This is a genomic window from Alteromonas sp. 4NS20-0143, assembly GCF_057542855.1.
Map to the genome: position 1 here is coordinate 531,618 of NZ_BAAJLR010000001.1, position 19,903 is coordinate 551,520.

Below are 19,903 nucleotides of genomic sequence, written 5' to 3' on the forward strand. Positions count from 1 at the left end.
TGTATTATTTTACAGTTAGTCCTAAGTGCCTATCTTCTACCGCCTCACGCCATCCACCTAACCACTGTGAACGGGTTTCGTTCTGCTGAAATGGACAATTTTCCTTCGCACGACCACTAATACCAGCTTGATAGCCTTTAGAATGTGCACGTGTCATTTTATCTCTTTTTTGTCTTTTCATTGACTAGCCTCTTCTGTTTGTTGAAAGTACAACAACGTCAGTTCGCGGGCGCTCTACATCATATTTATTAAAAGTGCCGGAAAATCTTTTGCGTACATTACTTAGATAGTGCACTTAGCCAATTGGTTCAAGAGAATTTTGAAATTAAAATTCTTGACTTTTAATAAATGAATGAAGTTTATATGAAATTATTTTTACAGTTTTGTGAATTTTTTTCGCACATATTTTTTGTGAACGAATGAACGTTTGATTTATGAACAGACATAAAAAAGGCCACTCAACAAGAGTAGCCTTTAACGTCATTTACTTTCAAGGAAGTGCGCAACTAGGTAATCACTATTACGTGTAAGTACTAATGAGTAATTAATAAGAACCTTAGCGTTTAATTCTGCGTCTAAATAATCCAGCTAACAACATACCACCTAATGCTAATAGCCCTGTCGATGCGGCCTGTCTTTCATAGGGTTGCTCATCTTCTGGTACTTCACAGTCGTCTATTGTGCCGTTTGATAGCGGTGATAGTTTAACCGCAACAATAGAATCAACGGCGTTAGTTTCACCTGCGCTGTCTAAAATTTCTACGCCAGTAATATACTTACTAGTAGTTCTTAGGCGTGCGTTAGCAATTATTTCATTGTTATCGTTAATATCTACGGCCTCAACAAGCTCGTAGGTGTTATCACAAGACACTAAATCGTTTAAATCAATTAACTCTTCAGTTTCAATGTTGTACATGAAAGCCGTTGTTTGACGCTGGGTTTCATTCGTCGCTGTCACATCTGCGCTACCCACAACAATATTATTATTGTTAATCGCATTTGGCGTTACGCCACCGCTAGTGAAAAATCCCTCTGGGTATGCTTTCTCTTCAGTTTCTAAGTTGTAGACAAAGAGACGAGAGCGTGAAGCCGTACTTGATGGCGGCAACACTGCACCGGTTACCCAGTTGTTATCATTAATACCAATGGCTTGGCTGATGATATTTTCATCACGAGGAAGTAACTCAATAGTTTCACCGTCTCTAAATACGGTAGCTACACGTTCACTTTCCGCTCTTGCCGATGAATTTGGGCGAGTAATAGCAACAAAATCTCCGGTTAAGCTTTCACCTACTGCAATACCTTGCTCATTAATATCGAAGGCGTAGGTGTAAAGGTAAAAGGTATTGTCCTCGGCAGGCTCTTCTACTAGTGGATACGTCTGTGTGTCAATGACATCGCCGTTTACATCGAGTTGCCAGATAGTAGCGTTAACTTCTGACAGGCTCACAAAGGCTGGAATCGGAGGATTTTGTGCTGTCACAAAAAGCGTAGATACGCGAGGGGCAGTAAATTCGCCCGTGTATAAATTGAATAAACAGCGGTCAACAGAAATATCACCGCGCTCTTCATCATCGTCGCAGCGCGCTACCGCATCATCAACAGCGGTTTGAAAGCTTACCGTACTAAATCCAGCTACTTGTAGGTTATTGTTGATAGCTCGCGCTGAAGCAAAACCGCCAAGGGTATCATCTACAGGAGGAAGTACTTTGGTCGTTCCAGATACTTGCACAAACGCCTGCTGTGAAGACTCTGGGTACGTATAATTAATGGTATCACCGTCAGTATTCTCATAGGCATCTAAAACAACTAAACCGCCAGAGTCGCCGACAATATAATTGCCGCTAAGGCTGTCTCTGCCCGATACCCGAACTGATTGAGTGTAATCATCAAATTTATCGGTAATTTCGTCTAACCCAGGTACTAATTCCGCATCTACTGTATCGGTAATGTAGGTTCTAAACTGTGTAAGCTTTTGAATCTGAGGAAACGTTTGGTTGCTAATTATATAGCTGACAATAGTGGAGTAATCTGAGTCAGTGAACACCCCTTCTCTCGCACTATCTTCATCTTCCAGCGAAGGACCAAAAGTTTCGAAGAAAACGGTGCCATCGATCAGTTGGTCAACGTCGATGGGAGGATTGTATTCAAGCTGCGCTATCGTTAGCATTTGTCCTGCTTCATCAATAGAGCGACCAAAATTGCTTCTTGCAGAATCCTGTAGCGGAAGAGGTGTCACTGAATAAGTCGCGGCATAAGCCGAAACACTTCCTGTTGCCAACAGAACGGCGGCGGCAAGCTGAGTTCGTTTCATCTAAAATCCTATTTACTGCTGATTATCTTCCAGCATACTTTCTAATTCATCCCAGCGCGCATACTTCTGGGACAACAATAATTCTTGGTCTGCCAAAAGCGCTAATGCTTTTGCAGTGGTGTCACTGTCTTTTTTGAAGAATTCAGGATCATTTACCTGTTCTTGCATTACTTCTAGCTCGGCCTCAAGACTTTCTAGCTCTGCGGGAAGTGATTCCAGTTCACGTTGGTCTTTGTATGATAACTTTTTCGCCTTGCGGGGTGAAGGCTTAGCACTAGGACTATCTGAACTTGAATTAGTTTCATTCCTAGACTTAGCTTTTTCTTCTTTTTCAATCTGAAGGCGTTTTTCCTGCTGCCCTTTATACCAGCTTTCAACGTCAGTGAAACCCCCAATAAATTCTCGGAGTCTTCCCTCACCTTCAAATACTAAGCTGCTATTTGCTACATTATCCACAAATTCTCTATCGTGGCTCACAAGTAACACAGTACCGGTATATTCGTTAAGCAGGGTTTCTAACATTTCCAGTGTTTCAACATCCAGATCGTTAGTCGGTTCATCGAGAACCAACAGGTTGCTGGGTTTAAGCATAAGCTTAGCCAGCATAAGGCGATTTTTTTCTCCGCCAGAAAGTGACTTCACCGGCGCATTTACACGCTCTGGTGTAAAGAGATAATCTTGCAAATAACTGATGACATGTCTGGGGTGGCCGTTAACCATTAAATCTCGTTTGCCATCGCCCACAGCGTCAATCACTGTCTGCTCTAAATCAAGACCATGCCTGTGCTGGTCGAAGTACGCGACTTCTAAATTTGTACCTCGCTTGCAGTTACCACTGTTTGCTTCTAGCTCGCCTAGCAGCAATTTGATGAGCGTACTTTTACCACTGCCGTTAGGGCCGATAAGCGCGAGCTTGTCGCCTCTTAGTACATTCAGGCTCAAATCTTTAACAATGCAAAGCTCACCAATGTTGTATGAAAGGTTTTCAACTTCGAAGACCATTTTGCCAGAGCGTGCACCTTGGTGCTGGTTTACCACTGCACTCCCTTGCACTGCGCGGCGCGCCTTGCGTTCATCACGTAATTTTTTAAGCGCTCTTACGCGACCTTCGTTTCTTGTGCGACGCGCTTTAATACCCTGACGAATCCACACTTCTTCTTGCGCCAGTTTTTTATCAAACTCAGCGTTTTGCGAGGCTTCGACTTCAAGGTCGTGCTGTTTCTTCTCTAAATAGGTTTCGTAATTGCCAGGGTAGCTGGTGATGCCGCCGCGGTCTAAATCAATAATACGGGTGGCCATAGAACGAATAAATGCTCGGTCATGACTCACAAACACAATGGCACCATTGTAATTGCTCAAGCTAGATTCCAGCCACTTGATCATTTCAATGTCTAAGTGGTTTGTCGGCTCATCAAGGAGCAATAGATCAGGCGAACGTACAAGTGCTCGTGCCAGCGCCGCTTTTCTTCTCCAACCACCGGACAGCGTCGATAACGATGTTTCTGGCTCAAGTTTAAGCATGGTAAGAGTTTGTTCAATTTGTTGTTCAAACTGCCAAGCATCACGTGCTTCTAAGGTTTCTTGTAAACGCTGTAATTTGTTGAGATTGGCTTCGCTGGGATCTTCACCAACCAATCGGGTTTGATGAAAATAGTCTTTAAGCGTCTCGCCAATGTCAGATAATCCCTCTGCCACGTAATCAAACAAGGTGACGTCTGTGGTTTGCGGCGGGTCTTGCTCTAAACGTGCGATTACTGTGTTGTTCTCAATAATTCGCTGGCCATCGTCGGCAATGATGTCACCAGAGATAACCTTCATTAACGTTGATTTGCCACTGCCATTTCGGCCCACAAGGCACACCCTTTCCTTCGGCTGTACAACAAGTTCGATACCGTCTAGTAGCGGCGGGTTTCCATAAATAACCGTAATATTTTTTAACTGCAAAATACTCACTGCAGAAATGCCTCCAGGTCGGCACTGTCAAAAGGCCAACCGATTTCTTTGTTTGTGTCTTCCCGTTTTAATACGGGAATGCGTGCACCATAGTGATGATAAAGGTCGGTGCTGTCTCTTATATTTACTTTCTCTACTGTTAGCGACGAAAACACGCTGGTTTTCGAAAGCTCGACGTCAGCTAAGTCACATAAACTGCACTGGGGGCCGGTATAAAACACTATCTTCACGACTGTAATGTCCAGCACTGATGAATTTTACCCTTTCTGGCAAAGTCTTCAGGAATGGTCTTTGACGTAATATTTTCAATACCAAAACCAAGGGCTTCAAGGGCTTGGGTATCAAGTTTAAACCCGCGCTTATTGTTAGAAAAGATAACTGTACCGTTTTCATTTAAACAGGCTTTTGCCCGTGTCAGCATATCCACATGGTCGCGCTGAACGTCCCATGTATTGCTCATGCGCTTGGAATTAGAAAACGAAGGCGGGTCGATAAATATCAGGTCGTATTTGCCTTTGTGATCGGCCAACCAAGTTGTACAGTCAGCCTGAACAAACGCGTGAGGCCCATCAAGCTTATTGAGCGCTACATTTTTCTTCGCCCAATCCAGATAGGTATTCGACATATCCACGGTGGTGACTGATTTCGCGCCCCCTTTTGCCGCAAATACAGACACGCTGCCCGTGTAAGAAAACAGATTAAGCACGTCTTTGCCCTTGGCCATATTCATAACAATCTGGCGGGTATCGCGATGGTCTAAGAACAAACCGGTATCTAAGTAATCCGTCAGGTTTACCAAGAAACGTGCGCCGTTCTCATACACTTCCATCATATCGCCAGACTGATTGAATTTTTCGTATTGCTTAGTGCCTTTTTGCTGGCTACGCACTTTTAACACAATGTTTTTAGGCGCAATGCCCGTTACTGCGGGTAAATGCAATAGCACTTCTTGAAGGCGTCTGCGCGCCTTATCTTCTGATACTGTCTTAGGGGGAGCGTACTCTTGTACCACTAACCAATCGCCATACTTATCCACGGCCACGTTGTAGTCAGGCAAGTCAGCGTCATAAATGCGATAGCAGTTTGTATCTGCGTTTTTAAGCCACGGCTTAAGCTTTTTAAGGTTTTTCTTAAGGCGATTTGCAAATTCATGGTTACCGGTGTCTTCGCTAAACTGAACGGTATTTTCTTCGTTTAACACATAGTTAGCTAAACGACACTCTAGCTTACCGTTATTCATTGCGTAGTCTTTGCTCGCGCGCAGCTTAAGTACTCGCAACAAGTCTCGGTTACTGCTTAAAAGAGACACATGCCAGCCTTTCCACGCTTCTTTAAAGCGCTTGCCCCATTCACTGAATAACGGAATAAGAGACGTCAGTTCCCCTAATCGCTCACCGTAGGGCGGGTTTGACACAATGTACCCTGGTGTAGCGATAGGTGGTGATGATTTGGTGGCATCTTGCTGACTAAAGCCAATATCGTTGTAAACCCCCGCAAAATCAGCATTGGCTTTTGCAATTGAAATCATTTTACGGCTAAAATCGGCAGCATAGATACCGCTAGTAGAAGGCTTTTGATTGTCTAAGGCGTCATCAACAAGGTTGTCCCACGTACTCTCTTCGTGACCTAACCACTTGGTGAAACCCCAGTATGAACGTTTGATCCCCGGGGCGATATTGCGCGCGATATACGCAGCCTCAATAGCGATAGTGCCCGAGCCGCACATTAAATCGACTAATGGCGCATCGGTGTTTTCAGTCCATCCGCTTCGCATCAGCATGGCGCAAGCAATATGCTCTTTAAGTGGCGCATCACCCGCTTCTTGTCGGTATGCACGTTGATGCAAGCTCGCCCCCGCTAAATCTATGCCGATAATAACGTTGTCACGTTGCAAGCGGGCGTAAACGGAAATGTCAGGGTGTCTGCGCTCAACAGACGGCCTTGCCAAGCCTTCTTCAACAAACGTATCAACTATGGCATCTTTAATACGAACAGCCCCAAACTGGGTGTTTTTGATCGCAAAGTTGGTTCCCACAAATTGGACAGACAGCGTATGCCTGGAGTCCATTTGCATCTGCCAATCTACAGTCATTGCCGTATCGTAAAGGCTTTCGGCATTATTTGCTTTACCCGATGCCAAAACCCAAATTACTCGGTTAGCCAGTCGCGACCATAAGCAAAGTTTATAGGCGTCTTCTTTAGAGCCCTCGAACTGAAGCATACCAGGAGCCTGCTTTATTTGTGCCTCAGGGCACAAAGTGAGCACTTCTTGTTTAAGTAGTTCGTCGAGACCGCGGCTGGTTGTAACCAGAATTGTATTCATTCATTTACCTGTAACTGGCGCACGACATTAGCACGTGCGCACTTTATGAGAGATCGGGGGTATTATAACGCGTTTACGATACGTTTAACGAGCGATGGACCTTGATAAATAAAGGCCGAATATAATTGAACCAGTGATGCACCAGCATCTAAACGTGCCTGGGCTGACTCAGGAGAGTCTATGCCTCCTACGCCGATAATAGGCATAGATTTATCTAATGCTTTATCTAATTTCTTCGTCACTTGTAAACTCATGTCAGTCATCACTGAACCGCTGAGGCCACCCATTTCATCAGCATGGGCTAAACCTTGCACTGCATCACGAGAAAGCGTTGTATTAGTGGCAATGACGCCATCCATTTTGCTGTTCATCAAAGACACCGCAATACTGCTTATTTCATCATCGCTTAAATCAGGGGCGATTTTAATGAACATGGGCACGTATTTACTGTGTGTCTGCGTTAGCGTTTCTTGAGCGGCTTTAAGACCTACAAGCAGTGAGTCTAATGCTTCGCCGTACTGCAGATTTCGTAGCCCTGGTGTATTAGGCGACGAAATATTGATTGTGATATAGCTGGCGTACGGATAAACCTTGTTTAGGCAAATAAGGTAATCTTCTAGAGCCTTGGTGTCTTCGGTATCTTTATTTTTACCAATATTGATGCCGATGGGCCCTTTGAATTTGGCTTCTTTCACTTGTTCAACAAGGTGGTCTACCCCTTTGTTGTTAAAACCCATGCGATTGATAATGGCTTGCTTTTCAGGCAGACGAAACAAGCGTGGCTTAGGGTTACCCGGCTGTGGCCGAGGCGTCACGGTGCCAATCTCAACAAAGCCAAAGCCCATGCTTGAGAATGCATCTATGCAATCACCGTTTTTGTCTAACCCTGCAGCAAGACCCACTGGGTTATCAAACTTAATTCCTGCTACCGTCACTGGTTTTGCAATAGGTGTGGTGCTGTACATCCATTTCAGCGGTGTATGTTGAGTTTTATTTAGCCAGTTAATCGTAAAATCGTGGCTTTTTTCAGGTTCACACTGAAGTAGCAGCTTTTGCACTAAAGATTGCATGGGTATTATAACGCTCGCTAATATAAAAAAGCCCTGTTGAACAGGGCTTAAATCATTAAGGTGCGTGTATTCTAATGGTTAGACTTCACGCTTAAAAGCATCAATTCACGTAAAGCGACAGAAAACTTCGCAAATTCGTGGGTTGTGCTCGTTTTAAACTCAGACATCATGTGATACCAGCGCTTTAACAACACTTGGTTGCTGTCTATCCAGTCATCAAGAATTTGATCCGCATCTGCAACATCGGTGCGTGATTGCAGCAAGTTAGCGGCAATAGAACGCTGCTGCCAATCCAGCTCTTCTCTGTAAGATGCACGAGCAAGAGCTTGCCAATGGTTACTTACTGCCTGATTATTGATTTGGTCGAGGAACCAATGAAGTTCTAATCTAGAACCTAGTTGGTAATAAAGCTTGGCGACGACATCGGTCTCATGTTTATCTGCATCAACAATTTGTGCTAAATCGAAACTAGAGAACATGTTTGAGAAGCTAGCCACTTGATAGGCAATATCATGGGGCACGTCTTGCTCAGTATATTTCTGCGTAGTTGCCTCAAGTTGCGAATATTCACTTTCAACCAAATAGTGCTGAAGGTTTTTTGACAAGGTATCGAATGTACCGCGATAGCTTTCGATGGCTTCTTCTATAGACTGAGCTTTATCGCCGTGTCGAATATACCAACGAGCGCCTCTGCGCATAATACGCCTTGCTTCATCGAGCATCGTAAGTTGAAGCTTGGCACAAATGACATTGTCTAAATCTTCAATACGGCTCCATAGGCTGTCCATATTAAAAATACCATGAACAATTGCATAGGCATCTGCAATTTCGCTCACGCTGGCGCCGGTTTCTTCCTGTAAGCGAAAAACAAAATTCAAGCCCATGTCATTAACCATATTATTGGTTAATTTAGTGGCAATAATTTCACTGCGCAGTGGATGTTGCTGCATGTGCTCGTTAAAGCGGCTGCGAAGCACTTCAGGGAATGCCTCTAATAACAGACGAGCATGATACGGGTTTTCGGTAACTTCAGGAATATTGAGCGCATCTTTCATCACCATTTTACCGTAGGCAATGAGCACACTCAGTTCAGGTCGCGTCAAACCTTGGTCTGTGGCAACGCGATCTGAAATTTCATCATCGCTTGGAATAAACTCCAACTCTCTGTTTAACTGCCCTTCTCTTTCTAATCCGTGGATAAAGCGAAGTTGCTCTTTAAGTTGTTTTACACCAGCTAATTCAGTAATTGAAATAGACTGGGTTTGACGATAGCAATCTTTAAGCACAATGGCAGACACATCGTCAGTCATATCATAAAGCAGCTTGTTGCGTTGCTTGATTGTAAGCTCGCCGTCATTAACTAAACTATTAAGCAGTATTTTGATGTTTACTTCGTTATCAGAACAATCAACGCCACCCACATTGTCGATAAAGTCGGTATTGACTCTGCCGCCGTTGGCTGCGTATTCAATACGACCTAGTTGGGTAACACCGAGGTTACCCCCCTCACCTACAATTTTCGCCTGAACGTCTTTACCGTTTACCCGTAAATCGTCGTTAGCGCGATCGCCCACCGCAGAATGTGATTCTTTAGAGCTCTTAATGTAAGTACCAATACCGCCATTCCACATTAAATCCACAGGCATCTTCAATACATTATGAATAAGCTCGTTGGGTGTCATGGTTTGTTGTCTAGTGCCTAACCATTTTTTCATTTCTGGGGTTAGCTTAATAGACTTAGCTGAGCGGTTAAATATACCACCGCCTTTTGAAATCAATTTGCTGTCGTAGTCTTCCCACGACAACCTTGGGTTTTCAAACAAGCGCTGACGCTCTTTATAACTGTCTGCTGCATTTGGATTAGGGTCGAAGAATATATGCAGGTGGTTAAATGCACAGATAAGCTTTGTATGCTCAGATAACAACATACCGTTACCAAATACATCACCCGCCATGTCACCCACACCGATACAGGTGAAATCGGTAGTTTGACAATTCACGCCCATTTCGCGGAAGTGACGCTTAACAGATTCCCAACCGCCTCTGGCTGTAATACCCATTTTCTTATGGTCGTAGCCAATGCTGCCACCTGAGGCAAACGCGTCGCCTAACCAAAAGTTAAATTCTTCTGCTATGCCATTGGCAATGTCAGAGAAAGTCGCGGTTCCTTTATCTGCGGCAACAACAAGATAAGGGTCGTCGTCATCCAATCGCACTACATCTTTGGGCGGTACGATTTCTCCGTTCACGATGTTGTCAGTAATATCCAGCAAGCTGGTTATGAAGGTGCGGTAGCATGCTTGCCCTTCTGCTTGAATAGCTTCTCGGCCTTGCTCTACAGGGGCTTTCTTACAAACAAAACCACCTTTTGCACCAACCGGAACAATAACCGTATTTTTAACTTGCTGAGCTTTCACTAGGCCGAGCACTTCTGTACGGAAATCTTCTTGACGGTCTGACCAACGCAAACCACCGCGGGCTACTTTACCGCCTCGAAGGTGGACACCTTCTACCCGAGGGCTATACACAAAAATTTCGTACTTAGGACGAGGTAACGGCATGTCCGGAATAAGTTCTGGAAGCATTTTAAACGAGACATAAGACTTTTCGTTCTCAGACTCATCAAGCTGATAGAAGTTAGTGCGCAGTGTCGCTGACATCATGTCTAAATAACGACGAATGATTCTGTCATCATCAAGATTATTAACGCCGTCTAGCTGCGATTTAATATCGGCAAGTATTGCGTCTTCTTTTTTCTTGTTGCGCTTTTTCTTCGGATTAAAGCGCTGGTCAAAGAAGTCTACTAATAAGCGAGCAATGTCGGTGTAGTTGGCCAGCGTATTTGCAATGTAATCGTGGCTAAATGAGCTGCCTGTTTGACGCATGTATTTTGCATAGGCACGCAAAATAGTCACTCGGCGTCCGGTGAGGTTTGCACCAAGAATTAAGCGGTTAAACGCATCGTCTTCTAAGGTGTTGTACCACACTTTAGCAAACGCATCTTGGAACAGTATTTGGGCGTTTTCCATGTCGAAATGCTGCCCGCTTTTGTGCAGCATTTTGAAATCCATGATCCAGTTATGCTCACCACCTGAACACGTTATTTTATATGGGCTCTCGTCAATTACGCGTAACCCAAAGTTTTCCAGCATTGGCAGTACATCCGACAGATGAATGGGCTCTGCACGGTGGAACAATTTAAGTTTAACAATTTGACTCTCAGAGTCTTCTTCTTGGGGGCGATAGAACAACATATCTAAGGTATGTTTATCGTCTAGCATCTCCAATTTACCCATGTCTACCAACGCTGCTGATGGCAGGTTGTGTTCCATGTAGCTGCGAGAGAATGCATTGCTATATTTACGCTCTAATGACTTTCCAGACGCCTCGCCGTGAGATGCTGAAATAGCCGACGCAAGCCTGTCATTCCATGTTTTGGTAAGCTCGATGATATTTTGTTCTATTTCCTTCACATCAAATTCCGCATTGTTATCGTTAACTCGCGCTATGTAGTGTGTTCTTGCATAAACAGATTCAGAGAAGAAGGTTGTAAACTCCACCTCTTCTGATGCGTTAAGCGACACCTTTAATAGTTCTTGCGTCTCTTTACGCAACTGCGTGTTGTAGCGCTCTCTTGGTACAAACACCATGCACGAGAAAAAGCGACCAAAGGTATCTTTGCGTATGAATAAGCGAGAAATCCCGCGTTCTTGCATTTGGAAAATACCCATGACAATTTGAGCTAACTCCTGTGCTGGCGTTTGCAATAGCTCGTCTCTTGGGTAAGTTTCTACAATGTTAACAAACGCTTTGTAGGCGTGAGTACCCGGCTCGAAGCCTGATAAGGCACAGATAAGCTGAATCTTTTCGCTTAAAATTGGCAACTCAATAACGCTTTGGTTATAAAACGATGCCGAATACAGCCCTAGGAAGCGGTGCTCACCGACCACTTGACCATTATCGTTGAAAACTTTGACGCCGATATAGTCCATATACGCAGGGCGATGAACGCGAGCCCGAGTATTGGTCTTGGTTAAGATGAGGGGATTTTCACTTAACGCTTCACTGCGTGCTGAGGCTGGCAGCTTCGATAAAAGACGCTCGCGGTTGTTAACGGAGTTCTTTAGTAAACCTAGGCTGCTATCGTTTTTAGGGATCCAGCGATGGTCGCCTTCTATGGCTTTTACATCGTAATAACGGTAGCCCATCATGGTGAAGTTATGATCGCCCAACCAGTTTAGAAAGCGATTTACCTGGTCTTTTTGCTCAACGGACACGGGCCAGTTAAACGACTCGCTGGTTTTAATTACCGTGTGCAATGTGCTGGTCATATCTTGCCAATCAGCCACGGCAAGTGATACTTCATCGACCACTGAGTGAAGCTCTTTCGTCAGTATGTCGATATCTTTTTTGGAAGTTTGACGGTCAACTTCTATAAAAATAACGGTTTCTTTTTTCGCACCTTCCAGGGTTTTGCCCTGCTCAGAAAAGCTTTCCACTTTGTTGCTGGTGTCACGCTTAATGCCTATGGGGCTGTGCAAAAATAAATGTGCGGTTATGTTTAGTCTATTCAGCGACATTCGAACCGAATCAACGAGGAACGGCATGTCAGACACAATCACTTCAACAATAGTGTGGCTTGAGTGCCAACCGTGTTTTGCAATTTCTGGATTAAAGACGCGTATATGGGGCGCAGAGTTATCGAATCGAGAAAGTGCATTCCATAAACTCAGAGTTGCACCGTAAAGATCGCTGTCGTTGCGATTTTCTAAATCATCGCTTGATATGTTTTTATACAACAGACGTCCGAATTGCTGCACAAGAGACTTCTGCTTCGTATCTACTTTTTTATCGATAAGTGCGAATACATTATCTAGCAGTACTGAGTGTCGCTGTGAGGTGACTGTCATTTGTTAACCTTTTAGTAATATCGTAAGTGCTGAAAACCTTTGTATTTTCTCTAATAAAGCGGCTTATTAAAAGCCCCTTTTTAACCTTATATTAACAGCATAGATAACTATGCAGAAAACACCTAAAAAAAGGGCCTAAAGGCCCTTTTTTTTGATTAGCTATGCAAAAATAATTTATGCACCAGGGTCATTTTTGTTCCACCAGAGGAACCTAGCTAACGCTGGTAGTACAATTATTGCACCAAGCATGTTAACAACGAACATAAACGTGAGCAGTATTCCCATATCCATTTGGAATTTGAGCGATGAGAATACCCATGTGCTGACGCCAATTGCTAACGTTACTCCGGTAAATAACACCGCACTGCCGCGCTCTTTAAGCGCTGCGAAATAGGCTTCTTGTACCGTTGCACCCTGCTTCAACATAAGGCTCTTGGTCGATAGTATATAAATACCATAGTCCACCCCTATTCCCACACCCAGTGCGATAACTGGTAAGGTAGAGACGGTGAGACCAATTTGCAGATAGGTCATCAATGCTTGGGCCAGCACAGAAACTACGTAAAGCGGTATAACAACCACTAATGTAGCGCGTATTGAACGGAAGCTGATTAAGCATAAAGCGATGACCGCACCGAATACATAGAGCATCATTGGATCTTGTGCTTCGCTAACCGCTTCGTTCGTTGCTGCCATAACACCCACCGGACCAGACGCTAAGCTAAACTTCATATCGTCAGTTTCATATTCGGTACGATAATCTTTAACCGCATCAACAACGCGAGAGATAGTTTCTGCCTTGTGATCTTCCATAAATAGAATGATAGGCATTACAGAGCAATCGCCGTTTAGAAGACCTGATGATGTAGGTACACGAGATATAGCTTGAACCAATGTTTGTTGGTTTCGTGGAATAACCTGCCACTTCACATTGCCTTCGTTGTAACCCGCATTCACAATTTTAGCGACTGACGCTAGAGACACTGCAGACTGAACGCCTTTGGTATTCTCCATTTTCCACTGGAAGTCGTCCATGGCTTTCATGACATTGTGTGATGTACACGCTTCAGGCGTGGTTTCTACCAAAATAGAAATGTAGTCAACGGTCACTTCGTATTTATCGGTAATTAAGAAGGTGTCTTGGTTATACCGAGAGTCTTCGTGAAGCGCTGGTGCACCGGCATGTAAATCACCGATTTTCATTTTTTGCGCTTGGAAGTGACCAAACACAAATAAGATAGCGGTAATAGTTAATATAATTGCAGCGGGTTTCTTACGTGAACAAGCAGCAATCATATCCCAGAACTTACTGTTCGCCTTTTCCTTGCCAGCAAATTTTTCTACATAGCGTTCGTCAAGCTTCAAGAAGCTCATCAATACAGGAAGTAACAGTAAGTTAGTTAAAATAATAACCGCTACACCCATACTCGCTGTAATCGCTAGCTCTCGGATGATACCAATATCGATAACCAGTAGGGTCATGAAACCAACGGTGTCAGAGAGCAGTGCAATACCGCCTGGCACAAGTAAGCTTCTAAATGCTGCCATGGATGCTTTTTTAGCACCAATACCCGTTACCGCCTGCTTCTCTACCGCATTTATCATTTGCACACCATGGCTTACGCCGATGGCAAACACTAAAAACGGGACAAGTATAGACATAGGATCCATACCAAAGCCGATAGAGGTGAGTAGACCAAGCTGCCAGATAACGGCAATCACAGAACACAGTAGTGGCAATACTGTTAACATTATGCTGCGAGAGAAGAAATACACCATGATGGCAGTAATACCAATGGCGATAGCAAAGAATACCAGTACGTCTTTGGCACCATCGGCTACGTCACCAATCATTTTGGCAAAGCCAATAATATGAATCGACGTATCTTCGTTTTCATATTGGCCGCGAAGCTGCTCTTCTAACTCTGCCGCAAGGGCCAGTGTATCAAGGGGTTCGCCGGTTTGAGGGTCAATATCTAGTAATTGCGCCGTCACCATTGCACAGCTGTAATCGCTTGCAACCTGTCGTCCAACAATATTGGCTTTTTCAATATTTGCCGCAACCAGCTCCAACGCTTCTGGGTTAGACGAGTTAAAGTCTGCAGGAATAACTGGCCCGCCAGCAAATCCGCCCTCAACGATTTCGGTAAATCGAGTGGACGGCGAAAACAGCGATATCACCAATGAGCGATTGACGCCGTTGATAAAGAAAAGTTGGTCGTGCACATTTTTTAATGTGTCGAAAAAATTCTTGTTAAAAATATCATCGTTTTTGTCGCATACAGACACGAGGATATTGTTTGCACCACCAAAATCTTGGCGATGTTCAATATAGGTCTGCATGTATTCATGATTAAGAGGAATGTTTTTTTCAAAACCAGCGTCTAAACGCATTTGAGAAGCTTGATAGCCCAGAAACACCGTTGCGATAGCGAATAGTGCTACCACAAGCTTTCGGTTACTGAAGACTAATTTTTCGAGAAAATGGGTCATTGCTTTTATTCTGCCCTATTTTAAATTCAACGTTTTAACGCCATTCGCTGATACCGCGAGATTCAGGCCTTTGAACTGCTTAGCATTAAGAATTGCAGCTTTATCTTCAATCTGAGATACCGAAATACCTTCCCCTGGCTTGCAATCAACAGGGTTTGCATATGGGTCGCGCATACTCGTCGGTATTGGTCTGTTGGCCTTCACCATTTTGCCGTTATTGCCAAGGGCATAAACAACAGAGTCTGAGCTAACAAGAATGGAATTTAGCGTACTGGTTGAACACGTTTGAATATATTCCCACGACGATTCATTGTGATTAATGAACATATTGCCGCGCAAACCAACCGCTAGCACTGAATTATCGTCAAGTGGCTTGATATCAAAAAACGAACCGGTGTAATCAACGCTGTAGCGTTCCCACGACTTGCCCATGTCGGTGCTTTTAGCCAATAGACCGGCTTCACCAGCAAGATATAGGGTATTGCCATCAAGCGTGATGCGATTGATATGGGGAAGAATAGATTCCAACTCTTGTTGATAAAAGGCTTCATCTTCTTTTCGGATGTCTTCCAAATATTCTCTATCATATGGGTCTAGCAAGGTTGCATGGCGTTCTGCATTCCACGTTTTCCCGCCATCTTCAGTGCGGTAAAACAAGCCATATGCCCCTGCGGCGACGCCCTGCATTTCGTCAAAAAAGAGCACGTCGAGAAAAGGACGCTGTAAATCAGGTTGGTACTGCTGCACCTCCCACGATTCACCTTTATCTGATGAATGAATAATAACGGCGTCGTGACCTACCGCCCATATATTGTCACCGACTACAGTAGTAGCGGTAAGCGTTGACTGAGTTGGAACTCGTTTTTGTTCGAAAACGTCTCCGTTTTCAGAAATAAGTACATGACCACGTTCACCGACAATAACAACAAACTGATCAGCGTCAATATCGAGCAGAACAGACTGTTCTACCAATGGTGCCATGAATACTTCTTCAGCGATTGCAGTGCTTACGTTATTCACTGCAAAGGCGGCGGCAATGCACGCTGCAATGGTTTTTTTCATATTGAACCATTCCCCCTAAAAATAATTGTCTGCAAACAAAAACGGTTGGCAAGTGCCAACCGTTTGGTGTGTAAGCCGATTAGCGCATACCTTCTCGTCGCAATGCTTGCGGCGTAAACTCAACATCTCGAGGACGTACAGTAAAGTCGTACATTTGCTCTTCGTTGTCTAAGCCGATGGCTAGATATCTACGAGAGTTCAAGTCATGGTACGAATCAAGTGTAGACCATTGAGTTGGTACTTCGTAGTAGTTTACACCATACGCTACTGCAACACGATATAGTTCACCACGATTATCATACATATCAGCAACTTGAATCTGCCAGCTGTCTTCATCAATGAAGAACACACGTTTTTGATAGATATGGCGGAAGCCTTCTTTCAATGTAGCTTCAACCACCCAAACACGGTGTTTTTCCCAGCGTGTCAAATCAGGGTTAACATGATTTGGCGTAAGAATGTTTTCATAACTTGCGTTATCAGAATGTAATGCATAGTTGTTATACGCTACGTACATTTCTTGCTTACCAACCAAGTTCCAGTCATAACGGTTTGGTGAGCCGTTAAACATATCGAAATCATCGGTGGTACGCAGGCCATCAGCCGCAGTTCCCGGTGTATCATAAGCAATGTTTGGTGCTAGACGAACACGACGCTGTCCGGTGTTGTACGTCCATGCTTTACGCGGCTCTTTAACTTGATCAACGGTCTCGTGAACAAGCAAGGCTGTACCTGCCAAACGGGCTGGCTGAGTTACTTTTTGCTTGAACATAAACAACACGTTGTCTTCTGTTAGCTGTTCAGGCGTCGCATTATCTTCTGCGTATTTAATAAGCAGCTGCTCATCAAATCCGATAACGTTATAGTCACCGCCAGTGGTTACCGCTGCTTGTCCGCCGTTACGCTGAACTGCAGCACCACGATAACGCAAAATGTGGTTCCATATTGCCTCTAACCCATTTTGTGGAATAGGAAATGGAATACCAATCGCTGCGCCCTTAATACCATTACCACCGTCTAAAAGCTCTGCACGAGTCGCATTTGCTTTAGTCGCGTCATAAATAGCCTGCGGGTTTGAAGCAGAGCGACGTGTCGGATATACCGGCATGCGGAACGTCTCTGGATAGGTTTCAAACATTTTCATCTGCCCTTCAGACAGATGCTCAGAATACTCTTTGTAGTTCTTAGCGGTAATTTCAAATAACACTTTGTCTTCAGGGAACGGATCAGGATGATGGTCGCCCACTGAGTATCCTGCTGGCACAGAGGTAATACCCCCTGTCCACGCTGGGATGCTGCCGTCTGCATTAGCGGCAACTTCACCACCGAGTGGTGTCAAATCTTTACCCAGTTTACCGGCTTCGGCATCTGAGACTTTCGCCATGGCGCTTGCACCAGACAACGCTAGTGACAAGGCGGCTGCAATAATTCCTACTTTTCTAATCATAAGTACCACTCTTTAGATTGCATATTTGATGTTAAATGACAAAAAGTCTCTGTCTGCAAGAGCATTAGTTGTTCCAATGCCTCCCCAGAACGCGCTGTATGACGCCGTAGCAGACCACTTACTTAAGTAGTCAAATGTCATTGATAAAGCAGCAGACTTAACATCTTCTGTGAAAAGGAATAGAGGATCAGGCGTGGTCCCCTCTACGTCATGTGAAAACGTTGCACGAACACGCAGGTTCATACCGGCATAAATTGAATTATAATCGGCAACAGCAAGTAATCGATAGCCCCATGCATCATCAGTGGCGAACGGATTAGTTTCCGGTCCGTCTGACAATCCTTGGTGAAGGCCTTGACGCAGGTTACCCGTTGCCGTTGGCTCTAAAGATGGCGTTCTTGCCGTACCAGGTGCATTCAGCCTCACCACGTTTGGATCTGGCATATCAACAATGTTTACGTAACCGGCTTCACCGAGTAATACAAAGTTATCTGCACCAAATTTAGGGCCAAATACGTGAGACGCAGTAAACTGCATCTGCCATGTATCAGAGAAAATAAAGCCTTGGGCTGTTTCACCCGGACCTACTGCTCTTCCGATATTATTTAGCTGAGAAATTCCTGCAAGGTCAGGACGCAAACCAGCATTGGCAAGCTGTTCTGGCATGCCCATGTAAAGTAGTTCAACGTCGTCTATTTGAAGCGGCTCATCAACACGGTAAGCAAATTCACCGGCCAATGCCGTTGTGCCAATGTTTGTGTTGAAGCTCATACCATACAGTTTGATATCTTCAGGGTAGAAAAACTCTGATTTTGTAAACGCACGTAAGTCTGTGATGTTATCGCGCGTTATTTCATTACCTGCAAGAAACGCAAGGTCAGCACCAATACCAGCTTGTGTAAAGTCTGACGTAATACCTGAAATAAGTGGACGCTGACTATGGTAGTTAATGTGATAGAAGCTGAATTCAGTCTCGTTAATCTCTGGTGAAAACACGGTTAAACGCAAGCCGTACTGACCTTGATCATCTGCTTCGTTGTGCGGGTCATCGCCAAAACCACGAACGGCAACCTTAGTTGGATACGCTAGATAGGCTTGAGAAATATCTGCTGCGTCCGCACCAGAACGCAACAAGTCGCCATAGCCGTTTAGTGCAGATAGCAAGTGCTCTAAATCAATATCTGGGTTACCACTGAAACCTAGTTGGATATTCTGGCGTTGACCGCCGTCTCCCGCAAAGTCGTTACCGGCAAAATAACTGCCTGAAACAGGTAGCCAACTGCGCTGGAACTCGTATTGATAATAGCCCGATACACTCACGTCAGGCGTTAAGCCTAATGACGCGTAGACCATACCAACAGGTAAAAATACTTCTCTTAGCTCGGCGCCAGGTGCGCGAGCACGAGTTACGTCAACAGGGTTGGTGGTGTTTATACCATGCTGGATAAACGTACTTTCACCCCAGCTGATCACCTGACGTCCAACACGCAAGGTAAGTGGCTTATCGCCTACCCACCAATCGCCGTAGAAAAAGGCATCGTACAACCGTACATCAGTACACAGTAAGTCTTCTGCTTCTGGATCCTGACATAAGTCGTATTGGTTGCCCGTTATAGGGTTTGAATATGGGCGGTCACCATCCATTTGCTCAAAGTCATAGAACCAAAATCCGCGAGCAAAGAAGCCGTAATCACCGAAGTTAATGTCTAGTTCGTGAGTACCTGAAATCTGTGTTGCGAATGCGTCGCCTGGATCGTGTGCTAAGTTACCTAAATCACCGTTGGTAGAGTAACCACCATCGGCTAAGCCCCATACATCACCACTAGAATAAAGTGGGTTGAATGCAGCGTGGTAGCCAGTCCAGTTAAATTGAGGATGATTACTGTTACCGATTAAATCATAATCTCTAGCTTCCGTACGAATACTTGTTGCAAGCGAGAACGTTGAATCTAACGTAATGCTTACATCACCTACTTGCCAATTAGCGGCGTGAGCAGGTACTGCAGCAGCACCTAGCAGAGTGAGAACCCCTGCAGCAATTGGTGATATTTTAAAAGCGCTAGGCCTGTTTTTCATATTTTTATACTCCCAAGTCGACGCGTGTGCATGCCCGACATCATGACCAACCATAACGATTAACAAAATCATTACATCATTTTACCAGAACCGCAAGAACTAATCCTACCAGTTAACAACTTTTACAACATTAATCGTATCAAATAGTTATTGCTTTATGCTGAGTATAAAAGCCATTTATGCGGTTGTACAAAATTCAGCTTGAAAGTGCGCAAAAATCGCTCACTTGTGAGTGTTTTGTGATAGCGGGGTTAT

11 protein-coding genes are annotated in these 19,903 nt (G+C 44.4%); all 11 read right to left on the bottom strand.

What is annotated here, in order from left to right; genetic code table 11:
* Positions 1-4: 4 nt before the first annotated feature.
* Positions 5-181, bottom strand: a complete 177-nt coding sequence (rmf, locus tag AC27HD_RS02275) for a ribosome modulation factor (protein WP_032094108.1) — start codon at positions 179-181, stop codon at positions 5-7.
* 375 nt (positions 182-556) lie between these two features.
* Complete coding sequence (locus tag AC27HD_RS02280) at positions 557-2,314, bottom strand: DUF3466 family protein (RefSeq protein WP_487103511.1); 1,758 nt, start codon at positions 2,312-2,314, stop codon at positions 557-559.
* 12 nt (positions 2,315-2,326) lie between these two features.
* The gene (gene uup, locus AC27HD_RS02285; RefSeq protein ID WP_032094110.1) at positions 2,327-4,267 is read right to left on the bottom strand and encodes an ATP-binding cassette ATPase Uup; all 1,941 of its coding nucleotides are present in this window, start codon (positions 4,265-4,267) and stop codon (positions 2,327-2,329) included.
* Positions 4,264-4,497, bottom strand: a complete 234-nt coding sequence (locus AC27HD_RS02290; protein WP_032094111.1) for a glutaredoxin family protein — start codon at positions 4,495-4,497, stop codon at positions 4,264-4,266. Before AC27HD_RS02290 ends, uup begins: the two co-directional genes overlap by 4 nt.
* Positions 4,494-6,590 carry a bifunctional 23S rRNA (guanine(2069)-N(7))-methyltransferase RlmK/23S rRNA (guanine(2445)-N(2))-methyltransferase RlmL gene (gene rlmKL / locus AC27HD_RS02295; protein ID WP_487103514.1) on the bottom strand — a complete coding sequence of 699 codons (2,097 nt, stop codon included), beginning with the start codon at positions 6,588-6,590 and terminating at the stop codon, positions 4,494-4,496. The genes AC27HD_RS02290 and rlmKL overlap by 4 nt, the downstream gene beginning before the upstream one ends.
* Before the next feature lie 62 nt (positions 6,591-6,652).
* Positions 6,653-7,660: a quinone-dependent dihydroorotate dehydrogenase gene (pyrD, locus tag AC27HD_RS02300; protein WP_487103516.1), complete on the bottom strand. Its 1,008-nt coding sequence runs from the start codon at positions 7,658-7,660 to the stop codon at positions 6,653-6,655.
* A gap of 71 nt (positions 7,661-7,731) precedes the next feature.
* On the bottom strand, positions 7,732-12,570 hold the full coding sequence (locus AC27HD_RS02305) for an NAD-glutamate dehydrogenase (RefSeq protein ID WP_487103518.1): 4,839 nt from the start codon (positions 12,568-12,570) through the stop codon (positions 7,732-7,734).
* A 174-nt stretch (positions 12,571-12,744) separates the two neighbouring features.
* Complete coding sequence (locus AC27HD_RS02310; protein ID WP_487103520.1) at positions 12,745-15,063, bottom strand: efflux RND transporter permease subunit; 2,319 nt, start codon at positions 15,061-15,063, stop codon at positions 12,745-12,747.
* 15 nt (positions 15,064-15,078) lie between these two features.
* Positions 15,079-16,125, bottom strand: a complete 1,047-nt coding sequence (locus AC27HD_RS02315; RefSeq protein ID WP_032094116.1) for a WD40/YVTN/BNR-like repeat-containing protein — start codon at positions 16,123-16,125, stop codon at positions 15,079-15,081.
* Positions 16,126-16,204: 79 nt separating this feature from the next.
* Positions 16,205-17,572 (bottom strand): DUF1329 domain-containing protein, encoded by a 1,368-nt coding sequence (locus AC27HD_RS02320; protein ID WP_487103522.1) that lies wholly within the window; start codon positions 17,570-17,572, stop codon positions 16,205-16,207.
* 12 nt (positions 17,573-17,584) lie between these two features.
* A complete protein-coding gene (locus AC27HD_RS02325) occupies positions 17,585-19,648 on the bottom strand; it encodes a DUF1302 domain-containing protein (protein WP_032094255.1) in 2,064 nt (687 codons plus the stop codon).
* Between the last annotated feature and the right edge of the window lie 255 nt (positions 19,649-19,903).